Origin of the sequence: Neoroseomonas alkaliterrae (assembly GCF_014199195.1) — a bacterium.
Classification (GTDB): Bacteria; Pseudomonadota; Alphaproteobacteria; order Acetobacterales; family Acetobacteraceae; genus Neoroseomonas; species Neoroseomonas alkaliterrae.
The window spans coordinates 182,658-203,021 of the sequence record NZ_JACIJE010000008.1 but is presented as its reverse complement, the minus strand read 5'-3'; the positions used below and the strand labels follow the sequence as shown (position 1 = coordinate 203,021).

Below are 20,364 nucleotides of genomic sequence, written 5' to 3'. Positions count from 1 at the left end.
CCCGCCGCGGCCTTGCCGCTGCCGCATCGCGGGGGCTAATCCCGCGGCGAGCGAGAGGAAGCCGCATGTCCGCCACCCGCCCCCGCCCCGTCATGCTCGTCATCCTCGATGGCTGGGGATGGCGGGAGGACCCTGCCGACAATGCCGTCCGCCAGGCGCGCACGCCCGCCTTCGACGCGCTCTGGTCCGCCTGCCCGCACGCCTTCCTGCGCACCTCGGGCCTCGATGTCGGGCTGCCGGAGGGCCAGATGGGCAACTCCGAGGTCGGGCACCTCAACATCGGCGCCGGGCGCGTCGTGATGCAGGACCTGCCGCGCATCGGCGCGGCCATCGCCGACGGCTCCATCGCCCGCCTGCCGGCCCTGACCGGGCTGATCGCCGCGCTGAAGCAGTCCGGCGGCACCTGCCACCTGATGGGGCTGCTCTCCCCCGGCGGGGTGCATTCGCACCAGGACCATGCGGTGGCGCTGGCGCGCGTCCTCGCCGGCGCCGGCGTGCCGGTCGCCATCCACGCCTTCACCGACGGGCGCGACACCGCGCCGCGCGCCGCGCCCGAGTTCCTGGCGCGGTTCGAGGCCGACATCGCAGGCCTTCCCGGCGTGCGGATCGCCACCGTGATCGGCCGCTACTTCGCGATGGACCGCGACAACCGCTGGGAGCGCGTGCGCGAGGCCCATGACGCGATGGCCCTCGCCGCGGGCGCGCGCGCCCCGACCGCCGCCGCCGCCATCGCCGCCGCCCATGCCGCGGGCACCACCGACGAGTTCACCCCCGCCACCGTCATCGGGCCCTATGGCGGGATGCGCGACGGCGACGGGCTGCTCTGCTTCAACTTCCGCGCCGATCGCGTGCGGCAGATCCTCGCCGCCTTCCTCGACCCCGGCTTCGGCGGCTTCGCCCGCGCGCGGCCGATCCGCTTCGCCGCCGCCGCCGGCATGACCGAATACAGCGAGGCGCTGAACGCGCATCTCGCGACGCTGTTCGGCCCACAATCCATGGAGGGCATCCTCGGCGCCGTCGTCGCGGCGGCCGGCCTGCGCCAGCTCCGCATGGCCGAGACCGAGAAATACCCGCACGTCACCTACTTCCTGAACGGCGGGCAGGAGACGCCCTTCCCGGGCGAGGACCGCATCATGGTCCCCTCCCCCAAGGTCGCGACCTACGACCTGCAGCCCGAGATGTCCGCGCCGGAACTCGCCGAGAAGGCCGTCGCCGCCATCGGCTCGGGCACCTACGACCTGATCGTGCTGAACTTCGCCAATGCCGACATGGTCGGGCACACGGGCAGCCTCGAGGCCGCGATCCGCGCCGTGGAGGCGGTGGATGCCGGCCTCGGGCGCATCGCCGAGGCGGTGCGCGCCGCCGGCGGGGCGCTCCTCGTCACCGCCGACCACGGCAATGCGGAGATGATGCGCGACCCCGCCACGGGCGGGCCGCACACCGCCCACACCACCAACCCGGTGCCCGCGATCCTGATGGGCGGGCCGGCGGGCGCGCGGCTTGCCGACGGGCGGCTCGCGGACATCGCGCCGACGCTGCTCGCGCTGCTCGGCCTCGGGCAGCCGGCGGCGATGACGGGGGCGTCGCTGCTGCGGACGGAGCGTGCGGCGGCTGCGGAATAGGGGGCTCCGCCCCCTCGAACCCCCGCCGGGGGCCGAGAGGCCCCCGGGCCCCCGGCACTCGGCGCCTGCGCGGAAGGGGGGTTCCGAGGGCCTCAAGCCTTCGGCGGGGGGTCAGGGGGGCAGAGCCCCCCTGTTCCTGTTCCTCGCCCTGCTGGCATCCCCAGCGCTTGCCCAGCAGCCCACCCGCGAAGCCGTCCAGGACGCCCGCCGCGCCGCCGAGGCCGAGCGCGCCGCCGCCGCCGAGGCCGCCCGCCTCGCCCAGGAAGCCGCCGAGATCGAGCGCGGCCTCGCCCGGCAGCGCGTCGCCATGGCCGAGCGCGTCCAGCGCGCCGAGGCGGTGCTGGAAACCGCGCAGGAGCGCGAGCGCGAGGCCGTCATCGCCGCCATCGCCGCCCGCGACGAGGTGGTGCGCCGCGCCGCGGCGCTCGCGCCGATGATGCCGGCCATGCGCCGCCTCTCGCTCTGGCCGGCCGAGACGCTGCTCGCCGTCCCGCTCCCGCCCGAGGAGGCGCTGCGCGGCGCGCTGGTGCTGCAGGGCATCGCGCGGCAGATCCGCCGCGACCTCGAGGCCCTGCGCGCCGCCGATGCCGAGGCCTCCCGCCGCGCCCGCGTCGCCGCGGCCGAGACGATGCTGGTCGCCGCCGCGCGGGAGGAGGCGCGCGCCGCCGCCGAGGCCCTCGATTCCGAGATCGCCGCCGCCCGGATGCGCGAGGCCGAGGCCCGCCAGGCCGAGCGCGCCGCCGCCGCCCGCGCGCAGGAGGCGCTGGCCCGCGCGGCGGATCTCGCGGAGATGCTCGCGCGCCTGGAACGCGAGCGCGCCCGCGAGGCCGCAGCCGCGGCCGCGCGCCAACGTGCCGAGGCGGCGGCACGCGCGCGGGAGGAACGCGCCGCCCGCCAGGCCGGCCGGCCCCTGCCCGCCCCGCCGCCCGCGCCCGACCGGGCGGCGGTCGCGCTCGGCCCGGGCGCGGCGCGCGTGCAGCCGGTCGCCGGGCGCGTGCTGCGCGGCTACGGCGAGCAGGCCGAAGGCGTGCCAGCGCGCGGCCAGACGCTGGTCGCGGCGGCCGGCGCGCGCGTGGTCAGCCCCTGCGCCGGGCGCGCCGTGTTCAGCGGTCCTTTCCGAAGTTATGGCCTGCTGCTGATTGTCGAATGCGCGGATGGGCACCATGTCGTACTCGCCGGCCTTGGGCGGCTCGATGCAACCAGCGGTGCCCGGCTGCTCGCCGGGGAACCGGTCGGCGTGGTCGGCCCGGGCGAGGGCGGCCGCGGCCGCCTCTACCTGGAACTGCGGCGGGACGGGCAGGCGGTGGACCCCGCCCCCTGGCTCGCCGCCGCGCGCGGCAGCGCCGGATGAGGCGCCGCGCTCGGTAACGTCATGTTGCAGCGCGGTTTCGGGCTGCCATGGCCGGGGCTCGGGGCTTAGACTGACGGGAGTCGCCGGGCGGTCCATGGTCCGGCGGGACGGAAGGAAGGACATCGGATGCGGCGCAGGAGCGGCACGATCGCGGCAGTGGGCGCGGCCTTCGCGGCCGGCGTGGTGGTGGGCCCGCTCGTCGCGGCCTGGGCGCAGGAGGGCAGCCGGGCGGAAACCTACCGCCTCCTCAACCTGTTCGGCGACGTGTTCGAGCGCATCCGCGCCGAGTATGTGGAGCCGGTCAACGACCGCGATGCCATCGAGAACGCCATCCAGGGCATGCTGAGCGGGCTCGACCCCCATTCCTCCTATCTGAACCCGCGCATGTACCGCGACATGCAGGTGCAGACCCGCGGCGAGTTCGGCGGCCTCGGCATCGAGGTCACGCAGGAGGGCGGCTTCATCAAGGTGATCTCGCCAATCGACGACACGCCCGCCGCGCGCGCCGGCGTCCGCCCCGGGGACCTCATCACCCACCTGAACGGCAACAGCGTGCAGGGCCTGACGCTGCAGGAAGCCGTCGAGCAGATGCGCGGCGAGCGCGGCACCTCGATCCGCCTGACCATCCGCCGCGAGGGCGCCGAGCGCCCGATCGAACTCTCCATCACGCGCGACGTCATCCGCCCGCAGATCGTGCGCTTCCGCCTCGAGGGCGGGGACATCGGCTACATCCGCATCTCCTCCTTCAACGAGCAGACGGAGGCGGCGCTGCGGCGGGCCATGCAGCAGATCCGCCAGCAGGCGGGCAACAACCTGCGGGGCCTCGTGCTCGACCTGCGCAACAACCCTGGCGGGCTGCTCGACCAGGCGGTGCAGATCGCCGACGATTTCCTCGACCAGGGCGAGATCGTCAGCACCCGCGCCCGCCGCCAGGAGGACGGCCAGCGCTGGAACGCGAGGCCGGGCGACATCGCGCAGGGGCTGCCCATCGTCGTGCTGATCAACAGCGGCTCGGCCTCGGCCAGCGAGATCGTGGCCGGCGCGCTGCAGGACCACCGCCGCGCCATCGTCATGGGCGTGAAGTCCTTCGGCAAGGGCAGCGTGCAGACCGTCATGCCCATCCCGGGCAATGGCGCGATCCGACTGACCACGGCGCGCTACTACACACCCTCCGGCCGTTCCATCCAGGCGACCGGGATCGAGCCCGACATCGAGGTGCTGGCGACGCGCGAGGACACCTCCGCCGCCGCCATCGCCCGCCGCGAGCGCGAGGCCGACCTGCGCCGCGCCCTGCGCAACGACAACGGCGCCCAGCGGCCACAGGCGGCCGCGCCGCCGCCCCCGCCGCCGATGAACCTGCCGCCCGGCCTGCTCGAGCGCGTGCAGCGCATGCCGGCCGAGGGCGCGCCCGCCTTCGACCCGGCGCGGCCGGAGACGGACCACCAGTTGCAGCAGGCGGTGCAGTTGCTGCGCGGCATCGCGGCGGCGCCGGCCCCGCAGCGCCGCGCCGGACGCTAGGCGCGACCCGCCGATGAGCAGGCGCGCGGCGCCCCGCTGCCACCTCCGGCCGCGCCCGGCGGCGCGCGCCGCTCCAGCCCCTGAGGTCGCCCGTCGCGCGACCCGCCCTGGTGCTGCCCGGACACTGAACGCCGCTGTCGGCAACCGGCAGCGGCGATCGGACCTCTAGGCGGGGATAGCGAGGCATGCGCCTGCCCGGCTGGCGTGCGCTCGGCCTCTACTGGCTGGTGGTGGGGGCCGGCGTGACCGGCGGCGTGGTCTGGCTGAACCGCCTGGGCCCGCCCGAGCCCGTCATGGCCGCCGCGCCTCCCGTCGCCTCGGCGGCGCAGGGGCCGGTGGCCGATCCCGCCCCCGCGCCGCCCACCGCCGCGCCGCAGGCCCCCGTGCCGAGCGACCCGCCGGCGCGGCAAGCGGCGGAGGCGGCGGCGCCTCCGGGGGTCGCGAGCGTCACCGCCGCGCCCGCGCGGGCGGCCGAGTCCGCGCCTCCCGCCGCCCCGGAGCCGCCGGTGCTGGCCGTCGCCGCAGCGCCCGCGCCGCCGCCCGCGCCGCCGCGCGCCATTCCCGCGCCCGATCCCGCGCTGCTCGAGGATTCGCTCCACGGCCCGCTGCCGCGCATCGGCCCGGACGGCCGCACCGCCATCCGCGCCTATGGCCGCGAGTTCGACCGGCGCGACACGCGCCCGCGCGTCGGCGTGATCGTCGCCGATATCGGCCTCAACGCCACCCACACCGAGGAAGCCATCCGCCGCCTGCCGCCCGCGGTGGCGCTCGCGATCTCCCCCTACGCCCCGCGCCCCGGGCAGACCGCCGAACGCGCGCGCGAGCGCGGGATGGAGACGTTGATCTCCGTGCCCATGGAACCGGCCGGCTATCCGCTCAACAACCCGGGCGACCGCGCGCTGCTGACCGGGCAGCCGATGGCGGCGAACCTCGAGACCCTGGCCTGGGTGCTCGGCCGGGCGCAGGGCTATGTCGGGGCGATCGGCGCCGTCGGCGGCATGCGCGGCGAGCGCTTCGCCGCCATGCCCGAGGCGATCGGCGCGGTGCAGGATGCGCTGCGCGCGCGCGGGCTGCTCTATGTGGACCCGCGTCCGGGCGCGCCCGCGCCGGCCCGCGCCTGGGGGCGCAGCGTGGATGTCGTGCTCGACGAGCCGGCGGGCACGCGCGGAGAGATCGACCGCCGGCTCGCCGAACTCGAGGCCCTGGCGCGCGAGCGCGGCGCGGCCCTCGGCCTTGCCGGCGCGGCAACGCCGGTGGTGGTCGAGCGCATCGCCGCCTGGGCGGCCGGCCTCGAAGCACGCGGCCTCGTGATGGCGCCGGTCTCGGCCATGATCCGCAGGCCCGAGGGGCTGGCGACCGAGCCCGGCCCGCTGCGCAACGCGAGCGCGCCATGAGCCTGCTGCCCTATCGCGACAATGTCGGCGCGGTGCTGTTCGGCCCGGCGGGCCTCGTGCTGGTGGCGCGCCGCGCCGACCTGCCGAATGCCGAGGGTGCGGCGGGCGGCTGGCAGTTGCCGCAGGGCGGGATGGATGCCGGGGAGGATCCGGCGGTCGCGGTGTTCCGCGAACTGGAGGAGGAGATCGGCACCGCGAAGGCCGAGATCCTGGCCGAGCACCCGCGCTGGCTGACCTACGACCTGCCGCCCGAACTGGTCGGCAAGGCGCTGGGCGGAAAGTATCGCGGCCAGCGGCAGAAATGGTTCGCGCTGCGCTTCACCGGCAGCGATTCCGACATCCGGCTCGATCGCGACCCGCACCCCGAATTCGATGCCTGGCGCTGGGCGCCGCTGGCGGAACTGCCCGCCCTCGCCGTCGCGTTCAAGCGGGCGATCTACGAGGATCTCGCGCGCGAGTTCGCGCGTTTCGCGCGCTGATGCCGCGGGGCGGACCTCCCTCGCAACGGCCGGCGTGACGCGCGACGCCGGCGGGGCGGCCACATGCAGGGCGTGGGGCTGGCGCCCGGCCAAGGCTGCCCCCCCAGGCCCGCGCGGGCGGCCTGCCCCTGGCGCTCGCCGGATCAGCGCGGCGCGTCGCCCTGCGCGATCACCGGCCGCACGCGCCGCGCATAGATGTCGGTCGTGACCACGCGGTTGTTGAGGTAGAACTCGTCGCGCGGGAACACGTCGGTCAGGGGCGCCTCGGAGCGCGGGGAGGCCGGCGACCAGACGATCGGCGGCTCCGCGAACAGGTTCGCCCAGTCCGAGAAGGCGCCATTGCCGCGGCGCAGGTGCTCCGCCGTCGCGGGCTCCCGGAAGGCCGCAGCGAGTCGCGACGGATCGTAGGGAATGGGATCGTTCGAGCCGATCAGCACGCCGACCGGCATCAGCAGGATGGCGTGCGGGAAGACGGCGGCGAAGGTCTCGACCGCGCGCTCGGTCGGCGCCCATTGCACGTAGAGGCCGCCAGGGGCGAGCCGCTCGCGCACCTGGCCCAGGAACTCGGCGGAATAGAGCAGGCCGGAATGCGAGGACTCGGGCAGGATGGCATCGGCCTCGATGATGTCGTAGCGGCGGCTCTCCTTGGCGAGCGTCCGCCGCCCGTCGGCGGCTTCGAGCCGCCAGCGCGGGTCGCGGAACATCTGCTCCATCGGGCTGCCCGGATGGCGGCGGCCGACCTCCTCGAGCGTGGTCAGCACCGGCGCCACCAGCTCGATGCCCCGCACGCTGCTTTCCGGCCGCACGCCCGCGGCCCAGGGCGTGCCGCCGCTGCCGACGCCGATGACCAGCACCTCGCGCGGGTTCGGATGGATCAGCGGCCCCACCGCGCCGAGGAACTGGTGGATGGGCAGGAAGGGGATGCGTCCCTGGCTGAAGCCCTGGATGAAGAAGGGGCCTTCGGCGCGGTTGTCGCCCGCCCGCTCGTCGCGGAAATAGGCGACGCCGGAGCGGTCCTCGGCCCAGGCCGCCTGCTGGCCGCTGCTCTCGGCATGCAGCCGCGTCCAGAAGGTGCCGTTGCCGGGCATGGCGAAGACCAGCACGCCGCAGGCGAGGGCAAGGCCCGATTCGACCGGCCTGCGCATGAAGCCCGCGCGCAGCAGCCAGAACAGCACCAGCAGCAGGGACATCACCGCGAGCAGCTTCATCGTCCCCACGAGGCCGAGCAGGTGGAAGGTCACGAGGCCGGTGATGATGGAACCCGCCGCATTGCCGGCGATGTTCGCGAGCTGCACCCAGCCCACGCGCGCCCCGACCGCCGAGAGGTCGCGCTGCACCGCCCGCTGCACGAAGGGGAAGGTCATGCCGATGAGGAAGGAGGGCGGACCGACCACGATGACCGTCAGCACCAGCATCGTCGCGAGCGAGCCGCCATACATGCGGCTGAAATCCACCGGCATGAGGCTCGAAAGCGGCCAGTAGGGCAGCGCATACCAGACGCCGAGCAGCAGCACCGAGGCGAGCACGAAGCCCGCGGACTGGGTGATGAAGAAGGCCGGGCGCGGGTCGCGCATCCGCCGCACCATCCGCGCCGCGACCGCCATGCCCGCGCCATCGGCAAGCAGGAACACGCCCAGCACCGTCGGGAACAGGTAGGCATGATACTGCCCGACCTGGCCCATGAAGCGCACCCAGACGATCTCGAGCGCGACGATCACGTAGCCCGAGAGGAACACCAGCACGCACCACAGCGGCAGGCCGCCGTATTGCCCGTCATCGGCGGCGCGCAGCGCGGCCGGGGCGGGTGCGGGCGCCGCGCGCAGCGCGGGCAGCAGCGTGAGCGCGAGCGCCGCGGCGGCGAATTCGAGCCCGGCGGCGAGCCACAGCGCGCCGATGAAGCCGAGATGGCCGACGAGCAGCCAGCCGCCCGCGATCGCCCCGATGCCCGCGCCGAGGGTGTTGAGGCCGTAGAGCGTGCCGATGCGCTCGGCGATGTTCTCGTGGCTGGTCGCCACCGCGCGGGCGAGCAGCGGCAGCGAGGCGCCCATCAGCGTGGTCGGCAGCACGAGCCCCGCGAAGCACAGCGCGAAGATGGCCGGCGCGGCGTCCACCACCCCGGCGAGGTCGGTCGCGAGCCAGTCGTAGAGGAACACCTTGGACAGCAGCGCGAAGAGCCCGACGCCGATCTCGGCCAGCGCGAAGCCGGCCAGCGCCTGCGCCGCGCTCAGCCGGTCCGCGATCTTGGCCCCGATGATGGAACCGAGCCCGAGCCCCGCGAGGAAGGCCCCGACGACCAGCGCGGCCGAGATGGTGTCCGATCCGGCGAAGATGCCGAGCATGCGCTGCCAGACGATCTGGCACAGCAGCGCAGCGAAGCCCGTCGCGAAGAACGCGGTGGCAAGGCGCGGAATCATGCGAACGACGTCTCCCCCTGCCGGTCGCCCTGCCCCCCTGTCGGCGCGGCGCCGGATTTACTCTCGTTTTCGTGGGGCAGGATTGCGGCAGGATTCGGGGAAGACAAGGCCCCCACCTTGCCCTGGCGGCCCGGCCCGCGCAGGCTGCGCCATTCCTGATCGTCGGAGATGCGCAGTGAACGGTGCGGAAAGCCTGGTCCATACACTTCTGGGTTGCGGGGTCGAGGTGTGCTTCGCCAATCCCGGCACGAGCGAGATGCATTTCGTCGCCGCCCTGGACCGCATCCCCGGGATGAAGTGCGTGCTCGGCCTGCAGGAGAACGTCGTCACCGGCATGGCGGACGGCTACTGGCGCATGACCGGCAAGCCTGCCGCGACGCTGCTGCATTGCGGGCCGGGCCTCGCCAACGGCCTCGCCAACCTGCACAACGCGCGGCGCGCGCGCTCGGGCATCGTGAACTGCGTGGGCGACCAGGCGACCTATCACCGGCCCTTCGACGCACCCCTGACGGCCGATACCGAAGGCTGGGCGCGCGGGGTCTCGCACTGGATGCGGACCTCGACCCGCGCCGCCGATGTCGGGGCGGACGCCGCGGCGGCGGTGCAGGCGGCCATGACTTCGCCCGGGCAGATCGCGACCATGATCCTGCCCTCGGACACCTGCTGGGACGAGGGCGGCGTGGTGGCCAAGCCCCTGCCCGTGCCCCACCCGCAGCCGGCCGACCCGCATGTGGTCCGCAACGTTGCGCGCATCCTGCGCGAGAAGAAGAACGTGCTGATCCTGCTCGGCGGCAAGGCGCTGCGCGAAGGCGCGCAGGCCTATGCCTGGCGCGCCGCGCAGGCGACCGGCCACCGGCTGATGGCCGAGGGCTCGAACGGTCGGACCCAGCGCGGCCAGGGGCGCCTGCCGCTCGAGCGCGTGCCCTATCCGGCCGATGTCGCGATCAAGGCGCTGGAATGGGTCGAGCACCTGGTGCTGGTGAACGCCAAGGCGCCGGTCGGCTTCTTCGCCTATCCGGGCAAGCCTTCGAAGCACTACCCGGAAACCGCGCAGGTGCATGTGCTGACGCGCTTCGAGCAGGATGCCGAGGCCGCGCTCGCCGCGCTGTGCGAGGAGTTGGGCGCGCCCGCCATCCCGATGCCCGATGTCGGCCCGCGCCCCGAGCGCGCGCGCGGCGCGCCGAGCCCCGAGGGCCTCGCCCGCACCGTCGCGGCGCTGATGCCGGAGGAGGCGATCATCGCCGACGAGAGCGTCTCCTTCGGCCGCGGCTTCTTCCCCGAGACCTTCGCCGCGCCGAGGCACGACTGGCTGCAGATCACGGGCGGGGCGATCGGCTGCGGCCTGCCGCTGGCCACGGGCGCGGCGATCGGCGGCGGCGGGCGGCGGGTGATCAACCTGCAGGCCGACGGCTCGGCGATGTACACGGTGCAGGCGCTCTGGACGCAGGCGCGCGAGCGGCTGCCGGTGACGACCGTGATCCTGTCCAACCGCAAGTACCAGATCCTGCTCGGCGAGTATCAGAATGTCGGCGCCAATCCGGGGCCGACGGCGATGAACATGCTCGACCTCGGCAACCCCGACATTGGCTGGGTGAAGATGGCCGAGGCAATGGGCGTCGAGGCGGCGCAGGCGACGACGCTCGACCAGGCGGGCGACCTGATGGCGCAGTCCTTCGCGCGGCCGGGGCCGTTCCTGATCGAGCTGGTGATCTGAGCATGGAGATGCACCTGCGCGGACGGCGCGTGCTGGTCACGGGCGGCTCGAAGGGCATCGGCCTCGCCTGCGCCGAGGCCTTCGCGGCGGAGGGCTGCGACGTCGTGCTCTCGGCCCGCGACGGCGCGGCGCTCGCCGCCGCTGCCGACCAGGTGCGCGCCAAGGCGCAGGTGCGCGTCGAGACCCTGGCCGCCGACCTCTCGCGCGAGGCGGAGCGCGAGCGCCTGCACGCCGCCTTCCCCGACATGGACATCCTGGTGAACAACGCCGGCGCGATCCCCGCCGGCCGCCTGCAGGACATCCCGATCGCGGCCTGGAAGGCGGCATGGGACCTCAAGGTGATCGGCTACATCCACATGTGCCAGCTCTACCTGCCGGCGATGGAGGCGCGGAAATCCGGCGTCATCGTCAACATCATCGGCATGGCGGGCCGAGCGCCGCGCGCGGGCTACATCGCGGGCGGGGCGGGCAATGCCGCGCTGATCGCCTTCACGCAGGCGCTCGGCGCCGCGGCGCAGGCGAACAACGTGAAGGTCGTCGGCATCAACCCGGCCGTGACCAGGACGGAGCGGATGCTCACCCAGGCGCGCACCAACGCGAAGCTGCGCTTCGGCGACGAGGAACGCTGGGCCGAGACGCTGACCGACCTGCCCTTCGGCCGCCCGATCGAGCCGGGAGAGATCGCCGACCTCGCGGTGTTCCTTGCCTCCCCGCGCGGGCACTACGTGAACGGCACCGTGGTGGACGTGGATGGCGGGGGGATGTTCCGCGCGTGAGCGCGCGGGCGCGCCGCGGCGGTGACGGCCCGCATGGTCGCCGCGGAGGCGCCGATCCGCTAGGCTGCCCTGGTCAACCGCGGAGCAGGCCGGATGCTGCGCTTCAGCAACTTCCTCTTTCCCGAAAGCCGCGACCCTGACCGCGACGCCGAGGTGATCGCCGACAGCCTCGCGGAAGCACGGCTGTGCGACGAGCTCGGCGTCGAGGTGCTGTGGCTCGCCGAGCATCACTTCGACGGCAACTGCGCCTATGTGGACCCGGTGACCTTCGCCGCCGCGGTGCTGGCCGCGACGAAGCGGATCAAGGTCGGCTTCGCGGTCGCGCAGGTCTCGCTGCACCACCCGACGCGGCTCGCCGAGCAGCTGGCGCTGCTCGACAACCTCGGCAAAGGGCGGCTCGTCGTCGGCCTCGGCCGCGGCACGGCCTACAATGTCTACGAGTACCAGGGCTACGGCATCCCGCACGAGGAGGCGCTCGAACGCTACGAGGAGGCCGAGGGCATCATGCTCAAGGCCTGGACCAGCCCGGAGGGCTTCACGCATCAGGGCAAGCACTGGACGCTGAAGGTTCCGCGCCTGCGCCCCACCCCCTACACCAGGCCGCATCCCTTCGTGATCCGCGCGGCGTCCTCGGAACAGGGCGCGCTGCATCTCGCGCGCCGCGGCCTGCCCTTCCTGATGAACGTGCAGTCGAACGAGACCACGGCGAAGCGCCTCGCGGCCTATCGCGCGGCGATGGCGGAGGCGGGCTTCGATGCCGCGCATGTCGCGCGCTGCATGGAGGAATCCTGGGTGTGGCGGAACGTCGTCGTCGCCGAGACGGACGAGGAGGCGCGCCGCATCGGCATCCCCGCCTTCGAGGCGATGCAGGAGCACCGCAAGGCGCTGCGCGAGCGCATCTACGTCGAGCAGGGCATCATCATGAGGAAGGAGGACGCGCCGCCCGCGCGCGCGCAGGCGGAGCTCGCGCTGATCGCCGGCTCGCCGGAGACGGTGGCGGCGCGGATGGCCGAGATCGAGGCGACGGGCGTGGGCGGCGTGATCTGTTCCTTCCGCCTCGGCCCGATGGATGCCGGGACCGCCGCGCGCTCGATCCGCCTGTTCATGGAGGCTGTCGCGCCGCGCTTCGCCGCGCCGGCGGCGCGCGCCGCGGCGGACTGACGGCCGCCGGCGCGCCTCGCGCACGGCGCTGCCGGGGCGAAGCCGGCGTCGCAGCGCGGCACACGAAGAGCGCCGCGTCATCCGGGCGGCATGAGACGCATGGCGCAAGGCGGTCCGCGCCGGGCGGATCGGCGCGCATCGCCGCCGCCCCGCGTTCAGCCGGGCGCGCGCGTCTTGGCCAGCGGCAGCGCGATCTCGCAGACCAGCCCCTGCTCGGGCCAGCGCCGCTCCACCGCCCCGCCGAGCTGGCCGTTGATCGTCGCCTCGATCACGCGCGAGCCGACGCCGCGGTGCTTCGGCAGGCTCGGCACCGGCCCGCCCGTCTCGGACCAGCGGATGCGCAGCAGCCCGGCCGCCTCGTCCACGCGCCAGGTCACCGAGACGCGCCCCTCGGGCACCGACAGCGCGCCGTGCTTCGCCGCATTGGTCGCGAGTTCGTGGAACACCATGCCGAGCGCCTGCACCGCCTCGGCGCGGACGCGCAGCGGCGGGCCGTCGAGGGCGAAGCGGTTCTCGCCCGGGCGGTACACCTCGTCGCCGCCGCCATAGGGCGCCATCTCGTCGCTCAGCAGCGTCTCGAGCGGCGCGCCGGTCCAGCGCTCGGCGGCCAGCAGCGCCTGGGCGCGCGCGAGCGCGGCGACGCGGCCTTCCACCAGCCGCGCGAACTCCGCGGGGCTTGCGGCCCGCGTCAGGCGCAGGATGGCCTGCACGATGGCGAGGGTGTTGCGCGCGCGGTGGTTCACCTCCTGCGTCAGCAGTTCCCGCCGCGCCTCGGCCTCGTGGCGGTCGGTGAAGTCCTGCACCGTGCCGGCGCAGCGGATGGGCAGGCCGGTCACCGGGTCGGCGCGCACCACCGCCGCCGTGCTTTCGAGCCAGCGCCAGCCGCCATCGGGGCCGCGGAAGCGATACTCCTCGCGGTAGTTCGGCGCGCGCCCGGCGAGCAGCCTCTCCCAGGCGGCGAGCACGCGCTCGCGGTCGGCCGGATGGATGCGCGCCGCCCAGTCGGAGGCAGGCCCCACCGCCTGGTCGGGCGGCAGGCCGAAGATCTCGAGCGCACGCGGCGACCGGGTCGTCATGCCGGTGCGCGCATCGGTCTCCCAGGTGCCGAAGCGCCCCGCCTCGATCGCCACGCGCAGGCGGTCCTCGCCTTCCTGCAGGGAGGCGGTGCGCTCGGCGACGCGCTGCTCGAGCCCGGCCAGCGCCAGTTCGAGCGTCCGCTGCTGCCGCCGGACCACGAGCGCGAGGCCGAGCAGCCCGAGGATCGCGGGAAGGCCGATGCCGAGCACCGGCAGCATGGCCGTGCGCCACTGCGCGGCGATCGCCGCGCGGCGGCGGCTGACCGCGACGGCGAGTTGCGGCGCGCCCTCCACGCGCCGGAAGGCGACCAGCACCGGCGCGCCATCGCGCGGCGTCGTGCCCTCGATCGTGCCCGCGGCAAGACCCGCGCCGAGCGCGGCCATCAGCGGGCGGTCCGGCGCCAGCGGCGGCGGCGGATCGGCGAAGCCCGGATGCCGCGCGAGGATGGCGCCATCCGTGCGCAGCAGCGCCGCGGAATCGTCCTCCCCGCCCACATTGCGGCCGAGCGCCGTGCCGATCCGGGCACCGTCGAGGAGCAGGATCACCGCCCGCCCGCGCACCGGATCGCGCTGGCCGAGCGGCAGCAGCGGCCCGTTGAAGCCCGGCGGCCGGTAGGCGGCGCCGAGCAGCACGCGCCCCGGCTGCGCCTCCCGCAGCATGGCCGCATAGGTTCCGACGGGCGCGCGGGTCCATCCGGCCTCGGCCTCGCCGGTGAGCAGCAGCACGTCGCCCACGGCATCGAGCACGACCGCGCCGCGCACCAGCGGCAACTCGCCGATGAAGCGCGCGATGCTCTCGCGCAGTTCGGTGCCCACGGCCCGCAGCGCGGCATCGTCGTGAACGGCGAGGCTCTCGGCGATGCGGGCGGCGACGCGCGCATGGCCCTCCACCAGGCGTTCCGCGTATTCGGCGTTGATCTCCGCCGCGCGCGCGAGTTCGCGCCCGGCCTCGGCCCAGGTGCCGCGCCAGGAGGCCCAGCCCGCGACCATCAGGATCAGCGCGGGCAGCAGCACCGCCCCGGCGATGAGGACGACGAGCCGCGCGGCAACGGGCCGGCGCGCAGCCTCCGGCCGCTCGGCGGCGGCCGCTTGCGGCCTGCTGGCGAGTTCGTTCATGGGGCCGGAGCCTGGCTCTGCCCCGCCGGCTGACCCGGTGGCCTTGTCATGACCGGAGAATCCCGCGCGTTGTCCGGTTGCGCAACGTCATTCGGCGGGCGGCGCCTTCCGCCCCCGTGTCAGTCCACCGCCACCACCAGCTTGCCGAAGTTCCGCCCCTGCAGCAGGCCGATGAAGGCTTCCGGGGCCTTGGCGAGGCCATGCACCACATCCTCCCGCCAGCGGATGCGGCCCTCGCGGATCCAGCCCTCCATCTGCGCGCGGAAGGCGCCGTAGCGCGGCCAACCGGTGTCGCTGACGATGAAGCCCTGGATGCGCAGCCGCTTGCGCACCACGGGGCCGAGATTGGGCCCGGGCGGCGCGCCGGCGGCATCCGCGCCGGGGGCCTCGTTGTACTGGGCGATCATGCCGCACATCACCATGCGGCCGAAGTCGCGAAAGCGGGGGAAGACCGCGGCCTGAACCTTGCCGCCGACATTCTCCCAATAGACGTCGATGCCCTCCGGCACCGCCGCGTCGAGCTGGGCGTCGAGGTCGCCATGATGGTCGAGGCAGGCGTCGAAGCCGAGTTCCCGCACCACGAAGTCGCACTTGGCCTTGCTGCCGGCGATGCCGACCACCTTGCAGCCGCGGATCTTCGCGATCTGCCCGACCACCTGGCCCACCGCGCCGGAGGCGGCGGAGACGACAACGGTCTCGCCCGCCTTGGGCTGGCCGATGTCCTCGAGGCCGACCCAGGCCGTCAGCCCCGGCATGCCGAGCACGCCGAGGCTGGTGGACAGCGGCGGGTCGTGCTCCGGCACCTTGAACAGCCGCTCCGGCCCGACCACCGAGAAGCGCTGCCAGCCATAGCCGCCGAGCACGATGTCGCCCGGCCTGAAGCCCGGATGGCGCGAGGCGACGACCTCGCCCGCCGTCTGGCCCTCCATCACCGCGCCGAGGGCGACCGGCTTGGCGTAGGATTTCGCATCCGACATGCGCCCGCGCATGTAGGGGTCGAGCGAGAGGTAGCGGGCGCGCACCAGCACCTGGCCCTCGCCGGGCTCGGGCACGGGGGTTTCCACGATCTCGAAATCCTCGGGCACCGGCGCGCCGACGGGGCGGCGTCTGAGCAGGATCTGCAGGTTGGTCTCGGGCATGGCGTCCTCCTGGGCGGCAGGTATGCCATGCGCGGGCGGGGGCTGACAGGCGGGCCGGTTCCGCGCAGGGTCCGCAGCCGGATGCCGGAGGGAGACCCGCCATGGACCTGAAGCCGTACGAGACCCTGCAGCTCGAAGCGCCCGAGCCCCACATCCTGGTGGTGCGGCTGAACCGCCCGCATGTCTCGAACGCGCTGAACACGCAGATGGGTCGCGACCTGCACGCGGTCTGGACCGGCGTGACCGCCGAGCCGGGCGAGATCCGCTGCATCGTCTTCGCCGCGGCCGGGGAGAAGGCCTTCTGCGGCGGTGGCGACCTCAAGGAGCGCCACGGCATGACCGATGCCGCCTGGCGGCACCAGCACGAGATCTTCGAGCGCGCCTACTGGGCGCAGCTCGATTGCCCGATACCGATCATCGCCGCGGTGTCGGGCCATGCCTATGCGGGCGGGCTCGAGATGGTGCTCGCCTCGGACTTCGCCTATGGCGTGGCCGGCGCGCGCTTCGCGCTGACGGAAGTGGCGATCGGGATCATGCCCGGCGCGGGCGGCACGCAGACCCTGCCGCGCATCGTCGGCGAGCGCCGCGCGAAGGAGATCATCCTGACCGCGCGCCCCTTCACCGCGCAGGAGGCGCTCGACTGGGGCATCCTCAACCGCGTCCTCGACACGCGCGAGGCGCTGTGGGAGGCGGTGATGGACACCGCGCGCACCATCGCGGCCAACGCGCCGCTCTCGGTGCGGCAGGCCAAGCGCTCGATGCATTTCGGCCTGCAGATGGACATCCGCACGGCGCTGCGGTTCGAGGTGGAGTGCTACAACCAGCTCGTCGGCACCGAGGACCGGCGGGAGGGCATCGCCTCCTTCAACGAGAAGCGCAGGCCGGTGTTCAAGGGGCGCTAGGGTCGGGCCATCCCGCGGATGGCGCTGTCGCGGGCCTCCTCCTCCGGCCGCGCGGCGCGCGGGCCGATCGAAGCGCCCGATGGCGCGCGCATGCGCCGGAGCGTCGTCGCGCGGGGCACGCGGCGCGCGCCCGGGCGGATGGGGCGCGCCTAATCGGGCCAGCCGGCAAGCGCGCGGACCTCGGCCGGGCTGCGGCCGGCCGCGCGCAGGTCGCGCAGCGTCGCCGCGCGGTCACGCTTGGCAAGGCGCCGCCCGGTGGCGTCGGTGATCAGCGGGTGGTGGGCATAGGCCGGCTCGGGCCAGCCCATCAGGTGCTGCAGCAGGCGATGCAGATGCGTGGCGGGCCTGAGATCCGCCCCGCGCGTGACCAGCGTGATGCCCTGCAGCGCATCGTCATGCGTCACGCAGAGGTGGTAGGAGGCCGGCACGTCCTTGCGCGCCAGCACCGCATCGCCGAACTGCGCCGGGTCGCAGGCGATGCGCGTGCCGCCCTCGGCGAAGGACAGCGGCGCGGGCAGCAGCGCGAGCGCCGCCGCCATGTCGAGGCGCAACGCATGCGCCTCTCCGGCGGCAAGGCGCACCGCGCGCTCGGCGGCGGACAGCCGGCGGCAGGTGCCGGGATAGAGCGGCCCGTCCGGCCCGTGCGGCGCGCTGGCGGCGGCGGCGATCTCGCGCGCGATGTCGGCGCGCGTGCAGAAGCAGGGATAGAGCAGCCCGCGCGCGGCGAGCGCATCGAGGGCGCGCCGGTATTCGGGCAGATGCGCGGACTGCACGCGCACCTCGCCATCCCAGTCGAGGCCGAGCCAGGCGAGATCCTCGAGGATGGCCTCGGTGAACTCGGGGCGGCAGCGCAGCGGGTCTATGTCCTCGATGCGCAGCAGGAAGCGCCCGCCCGCCTCGCGCGCGCGGCGCCAGGCGAAGAGGGCCGAATGCGCGTGGCCGAGATGCAGATGCCCGGTCGGGCTCGGCGCGAAGCGGGTGACGATGGCGGTTGCGCCCATGCGCCGCACCCGGTAGCGGGCGGGTGCGGCGGCCGGCAAGGGGGATCGCGCATGGATGTGCTGGAGGGCCCGCGCTACGGCCCGTTGCGGGGCGGCGCGCCGGATGCGCTGGTGGTGCTGGTGCACGGCTTCGGCGCGGACGGCAACGACCTGATCGACCTCGCCGCGCTCTGGGCCGAGGCGGTGCCCGGCGCGCTCTTCGTCGCACCCCATGCGCCCGAGGCCTGCGAGGGGATCCCCTTCGGGCGGCAATGGTTCCCGCTGTGGGACCGCTCCTCCGCCCAGCTCGAGGCCGGGGTGCGGGCGGCGGCGGGCGCGCTCGGCCGCTTCGTCGGGGCGGAGGCGGCGCGCCTCGCCCTGCCGATGCGCCGCGTCGCGCTGATGGGCTTCAGCCAGGGCGCGATGACCGTGCTCGAGGCCGGGCTGCGCGGCGCCGTGCCGGACCCGGCCTGCGTGCTGGCCTATTCCGGCGGGATGATCGGCGCCGACGGGCTCGCCGGCGCCATCGCCGCCCGGCCCGCCGTGCTGATCGTGCATGGCGAGGCCGACGAGGTGGTGCCCGCCGCGGCGAGCCGCGTGGCCGAGGCGGCGTTGCGCGAGGCGGGGGTGGCGGTGGATGCGCTGTTCCCGCCCGCGCTCGGCCATGGGCTCGACGATGCGGGGCTGATGGCCGGGGCCCGGCTGCTCGCCGAATGCCTCGGCGGCGGCGCGGCGTGAGGGACGCTCCGTGCCTGCGCCATGAGGGGCGGCGGGCCGCCGCAGCGTTTGCGTCCGCGACTGCGTGACAAGCCGTTGAAACCGCGCGCCATGGCGCGGCGCGAGGCTTGCGGCACCCCGCGCCGCATGCCATTCATGCGGTCGACTCGCGGCGGCGCCACATCATCTGGGGCCCATCCGACCGCGGCAGGCCCCAGGTCTTGGAGGCGCACCGCTGGAAGGAGCGGCGCTTGCCAGACGGCGGACTTTTCTCCGGCGGCCAGTCCTACCCGGCCCTCGTGCTGAACGCGGATTTCCGCCCGCTGTCCTATTTCCCGCTCTCGGTGTGGTCCTGGCAGGATGCCGTGAAGGCGGTGTTCCTCGACCGCGTCTCGGTGCTTTCGGAATACGAGGTGGAGGTGCATTCCCCCTCCCTCGCGCTGCGCCTGCCCTCGGTCATCGCGCTCAAGGAGTTCATTCCCGCGGCGCGCCGCCCGGCCTTCACGCGCTTCAACGTGTTCCTGCGCGACCGGTTCGAATGCCAGTATTGCGGCGAGGGACGGCCGACCCAGGAACTCACCTTCGACCACGTGATCCCACGCTCGCGCGGCGGCCGCACCACCTGGGAGAATGTCGTGACCGCCTGCGGCCCGTGCAACCTGCGCAAGGGCTCGAAGCTGCCGCGCGAATGCCGGATGCTGCCGCGCCAGGCGCCGCGCCAGCCGACCTCGTGGGAACTGCAGGAGAACGGACGCCACTTCCCGCCCAACTACCTGCACGAATCCTGGCGCGACTACCTCTACTGGGACAGCGAGCTGGAAGGCTGAGGCTCAGCCTCCCGCGGGCTGCTGCGGCCTGGGGCCGGCGCGATAGGCGCCCACGCCCTCGCCGAGCCTCGCGTTGTTCGCCTCCCTCAGCCGCGCCGCCGCCTCGTCGTAGAGGAAGGGCAGGAAGGCGTAGCGCACGCCGGCGGTGACCGGCAGCGCCTGGTGGAGCAGGGAGCAGGAGAAGACCACCGCCCCGCCAGTCGGCGCCTTCCAGGCGCGCGGGCCGTATTCGGGAAAGCGCAGCTCGCCGCCTTCGAACTCCTCGGCATTGAGGTTGATCGTGACGGCGAAGCGGCGATGCGCGGTGCCGGAGGTGGTGTTGTCCCGGTGCGCGGCGAAATGCCCGCGATCCGCGGAATCGTAGCAGGCGACGATGTAGCGCTCCATGCGCGTCACGTCGAAATGGTGGACCTTGCGGATCTCGGGGACGATGCGCCGCAGGATGCGCACGCGCGCGCCCTGCTTCAGCGCCTCGTCCTCGATGATGCAGTCCTTCCGGCGCTTCATCGCCGGGTCGAAGACGCCGACCGTCCTGCCTTCCACCTCGCGCATGAAGCCCGAGGGCTCGCCGCCGCGCGCCTCGTAATGCGCGATCAGCGCGCGGCAGAAATCGGGCTCGAAGACGCGCGGCAGCACGAGAATGGGCGGCGGGAGGTCGAAGCCCGCATGCGCGGCGGGCGGCGGCAGCGCGGCGAGGCGGCCGAGGATCGCCTCCGCCTCCGCGAGCGGCCGCGCCTCGATCACCCGCAGCATCGGGTCGAGCAGCACCCAGCAGGAGCGGAACACCGAAAGCCCGTCCTGCACCGGGTCGTCGCGGATGACGCCGCAATCGCGGCTCACCCGGCCATCGAGGTCGAAGAGGAAGCGGATGCCCGGCAGGTCGGGCTGCAGCCGCCCCTCCTCCCTGTCCGCCGCGTCCACGCTGATGCCGAAGAAGCAGGCGAAGTCGTCGTCGAACAGCGCGCGCTGCGCCCGCAGCGCGGCGAGCGCGGCGGCGGTCTCAGGCCGGCCGGCCGATCCGATGAAGCCCAGCAGCACGTAGCGCCCCGCGACCGAATGGATGGCGTAGCGGGGATTGTCCGTGGACGGCAGGGTGAACCAGGGAAACGGGTCGCCGGGCAGGTGCTTCATGGGCCGGACGCTATCATGCAGCCATCCCGGACCGGCAAGCCCGGCGG

Annotated in this window: 16 protein-coding genes; 11 read left to right on the top strand and 5 right to left on the bottom strand. The window is 74.2% G+C overall.

Annotated features, from left to right (window positions below; translation table 11 throughout):
- Positions 1-65 precede the first annotated feature (65 nt).
- The 5 genes from gpmI (at position 66) to FHS88_RS14905 (ending at position 6,364) form a co-directional block, all read left to right on the top strand.
- The gene (gene gpmI / locus FHS88_RS14925) at positions 66-1,622 is read left to right on the top strand and encodes a 2,3-bisphosphoglycerate-independent phosphoglycerate mutase (protein WP_184486211.1); all 1,557 of its coding nucleotides are present in this window, start codon (positions 66-68) and stop codon (positions 1,620-1,622) included.
- Between the two features lie 307 nt (positions 1,623-1,929).
- Positions 1,930-2,973: a murein hydrolase activator EnvC family protein gene (locus tag FHS88_RS14920; protein ID WP_184486208.1), complete on the top strand. Its 1,044-nt coding sequence runs from the start codon at positions 1,930-1,932 to the stop codon at positions 2,971-2,973.
- Between the two features lie 126 nt (positions 2,974-3,099).
- Positions 3,100-4,491 carry a S41 family peptidase gene (locus FHS88_RS14915; RefSeq protein ID WP_184486206.1) on the top strand — a complete coding sequence of 464 codons (1,392 nt, stop codon included), beginning with the start codon at positions 3,100-3,102 and terminating at the stop codon, positions 4,489-4,491.
- Between the two features lie 185 nt (positions 4,492-4,676).
- Positions 4,677-5,885 carry a divergent polysaccharide deacetylase family protein gene (locus FHS88_RS14910; protein ID WP_184486204.1) on the top strand — a complete coding sequence of 403 codons (1,209 nt, stop codon included), beginning with the start codon at positions 4,677-4,679 and terminating at the stop codon, positions 5,883-5,885.
- Positions 5,882-6,364, top strand: a complete 483-nt coding sequence (locus FHS88_RS14905) for an RNA pyrophosphohydrolase (RefSeq protein ID WP_184486202.1) — start codon at positions 5,882-5,884, stop codon at positions 6,362-6,364. The genes FHS88_RS14910 and FHS88_RS14905 overlap by 4 nt, the downstream gene beginning before the upstream one ends.
- A 143-nt stretch (positions 6,365-6,507) precedes the next feature.
- Here FHS88_RS14905 and FHS88_RS14900 read toward each other — a convergent pair whose 3' ends face one another.
- Entirely contained in the window at positions 6,508-8,778 is a 2,271-nt protein-coding gene (locus FHS88_RS14900) for a fused MFS/spermidine synthase (protein ID WP_184486200.1), read from the bottom strand.
- 175 nt (positions 8,779-8,953) lie between these two features.
- On the opposite strand from FHS88_RS14900, the gene FHS88_RS14895 reads away from it, so the two are divergent.
- From FHS88_RS14895 to FHS88_RS14885, 3 genes are all read left to right on the top strand, one after another.
- Positions 8,954-10,492 (top strand): acetolactate synthase large subunit, encoded by a 1,539-nt coding sequence (locus tag FHS88_RS14895; protein WP_184486198.1) that lies wholly within the window; start codon positions 8,954-8,956, stop codon positions 10,490-10,492.
- Between the two features lie 2 nt (positions 10,493-10,494).
- Positions 10,495-11,268, top strand: a complete 774-nt coding sequence (locus tag FHS88_RS14890) for a short-chain dehydrogenase/reductase (RefSeq protein WP_184486196.1) — start codon at positions 10,495-10,497, stop codon at positions 11,266-11,268.
- Between the two features lie 93 nt (positions 11,269-11,361).
- Positions 11,362-12,429 (top strand): LLM class flavin-dependent oxidoreductase, encoded by a 1,068-nt coding sequence (locus FHS88_RS14885; protein ID WP_184486194.1) that lies wholly within the window; start codon positions 11,362-11,364, stop codon positions 12,427-12,429.
- 155 nt (positions 12,430-12,584) lie between these two features.
- Here the strand turns inward: FHS88_RS14885 and FHS88_RS14880 are convergent, their stop codons facing one another.
- On the bottom strand, positions 12,585-14,621 hold the full coding sequence (locus FHS88_RS14880) for an HWE histidine kinase domain-containing protein (protein ID WP_184486192.1): 2,037 nt from the start codon (positions 14,619-14,621) through the stop codon (positions 12,585-12,587).
- 119 nt (positions 14,622-14,740) lie between these two features.
- A complete protein-coding gene (locus tag FHS88_RS14875) occupies positions 14,741-15,760 on the bottom strand; it encodes an NADP-dependent oxidoreductase (RefSeq protein ID WP_184486190.1) in 1,020 nt (339 codons plus the stop codon).
- Positions 15,761-15,861: 101 nt separating this feature from the next.
- Between FHS88_RS14875 and FHS88_RS14870 the strand changes: the two genes are divergently transcribed.
- Entirely contained in the window at positions 15,862-16,662 is an 801-nt protein-coding gene (locus FHS88_RS14870; protein WP_184486188.1) for an enoyl-CoA hydratase/isomerase family protein, read from the top strand.
- Positions 16,663-16,811: 149 nt separating this feature from the next.
- Here FHS88_RS14870 and gluQRS read toward each other — a convergent pair whose 3' ends face one another.
- Positions 16,812-17,663 (bottom strand): tRNA glutamyl-Q(34) synthetase GluQRS, encoded by an 852-nt coding sequence (gene gluQRS, locus FHS88_RS14865; RefSeq protein WP_184486186.1) that lies wholly within the window; start codon positions 17,661-17,663, stop codon positions 16,812-16,814.
- A gap of 51 nt (positions 17,664-17,714) precedes the next feature.
- Between gluQRS and FHS88_RS14860 the strand changes: the two genes are divergently transcribed.
- Both FHS88_RS14860 and FHS88_RS14855 read left to right on the top strand, forming a co-directional pair.
- Positions 17,715-18,380, top strand: coding sequence for an alpha/beta hydrolase (locus FHS88_RS14860; protein ID WP_184486184.1), 666 nt, complete (start codon positions 17,715-17,717; stop codon positions 18,378-18,380).
- A 230-nt stretch (positions 18,381-18,610) separates the two neighbouring features.
- Positions 18,611-19,186: an HNH endonuclease gene (locus FHS88_RS14855; RefSeq protein ID WP_184486182.1), complete on the top strand. Its 576-nt coding sequence runs from the start codon at positions 18,611-18,613 to the stop codon at positions 19,184-19,186.
- Between the two features lie 3 nt (positions 19,187-19,189).
- On the opposite strand, the gene FHS88_RS14850 is transcribed toward FHS88_RS14855, so the two are convergent.
- A complete protein-coding gene (locus tag FHS88_RS14850; RefSeq protein ID WP_184486180.1) occupies positions 19,190-20,317 on the bottom strand; it encodes a 2OG-Fe(II) oxygenase family protein in 1,128 nt (375 codons plus the stop codon).
- Positions 20,318-20,364: the final 47 nt, after the last annotated feature.

Coding starts and splice junctions, on each gene's coding strand:
- gpmI (WP_184486211.1), top strand. CDS start 66: ATGTCCGCCACCCGCCCCCGCCCCGTCATGCTCGTCATCCTCGATGGC.
- FHS88_RS14920 (WP_184486208.1), top strand. CDS start 1,930: ATGGCCGAGCGCGTCCAGCGCGCCGAGGCGGTGCTGGAAACCGCGCAG.
- FHS88_RS14915 (WP_184486206.1), top strand. CDS start 3,100: ATGCGGCGCAGGAGCGGCACGATCGCGGCAGTGGGCGCGGCCTTCGCG.
- FHS88_RS14910 (WP_184486204.1), top strand. CDS start 4,677: ATGCGCCTGCCCGGCTGGCGTGCGCTCGGCCTCTACTGGCTGGTGGTG.
- FHS88_RS14905 (WP_184486202.1), top strand. CDS start 5,882: ATGAGCCTGCTGCCCTATCGCGACAATGTCGGCGCGGTGCTGTTCGGC.
- FHS88_RS14900 (WP_184486200.1), bottom strand. CDS start 8,778: ATGATTCCGCGCCTTGCCACCGCGTTCTTCGCGACGGGCTTCGCTGCG.
- FHS88_RS14890 (WP_184486196.1), top strand. CDS start 10,495: ATGGAGATGCACCTGCGCGGACGGCGCGTGCTGGTCACGGGCGGCTCG.
- FHS88_RS14885 (WP_184486194.1), top strand. CDS start 11,362: ATGCTGCGCTTCAGCAACTTCCTCTTTCCCGAAAGCCGCGACCCTGAC.
- FHS88_RS14880 (WP_184486192.1), bottom strand. CDS start 14,621: ATGAACGAACTCGCCAGCAGGCCGCAAGCGGCCGCCGCCGAGCGGCCG.
- FHS88_RS14875 (WP_184486190.1), bottom strand. CDS start 15,760: ATGCCCGAGACCAACCTGCAGATCCTGCTCAGACGCCGCCCCGTCGGC.
- FHS88_RS14870 (WP_184486188.1), top strand. CDS start 15,862: ATGGACCTGAAGCCGTACGAGACCCTGCAGCTCGAAGCGCCCGAGCCC.
- gluQRS (WP_184486186.1), bottom strand. CDS start 17,663: ATGGGCGCAACCGCCATCGTCACCCGCTTCGCGCCGAGCCCGACCGGG.
- FHS88_RS14860 (WP_184486184.1), top strand. CDS start 17,715: ATGGATGTGCTGGAGGGCCCGCGCTACGGCCCGTTGCGGGGCGGCGCG.
- FHS88_RS14850 (WP_184486180.1), bottom strand. CDS start 20,317: ATGAAGCACCTGCCCGGCGACCCGTTTCCCTGGTTCACCCTGCCGTCC.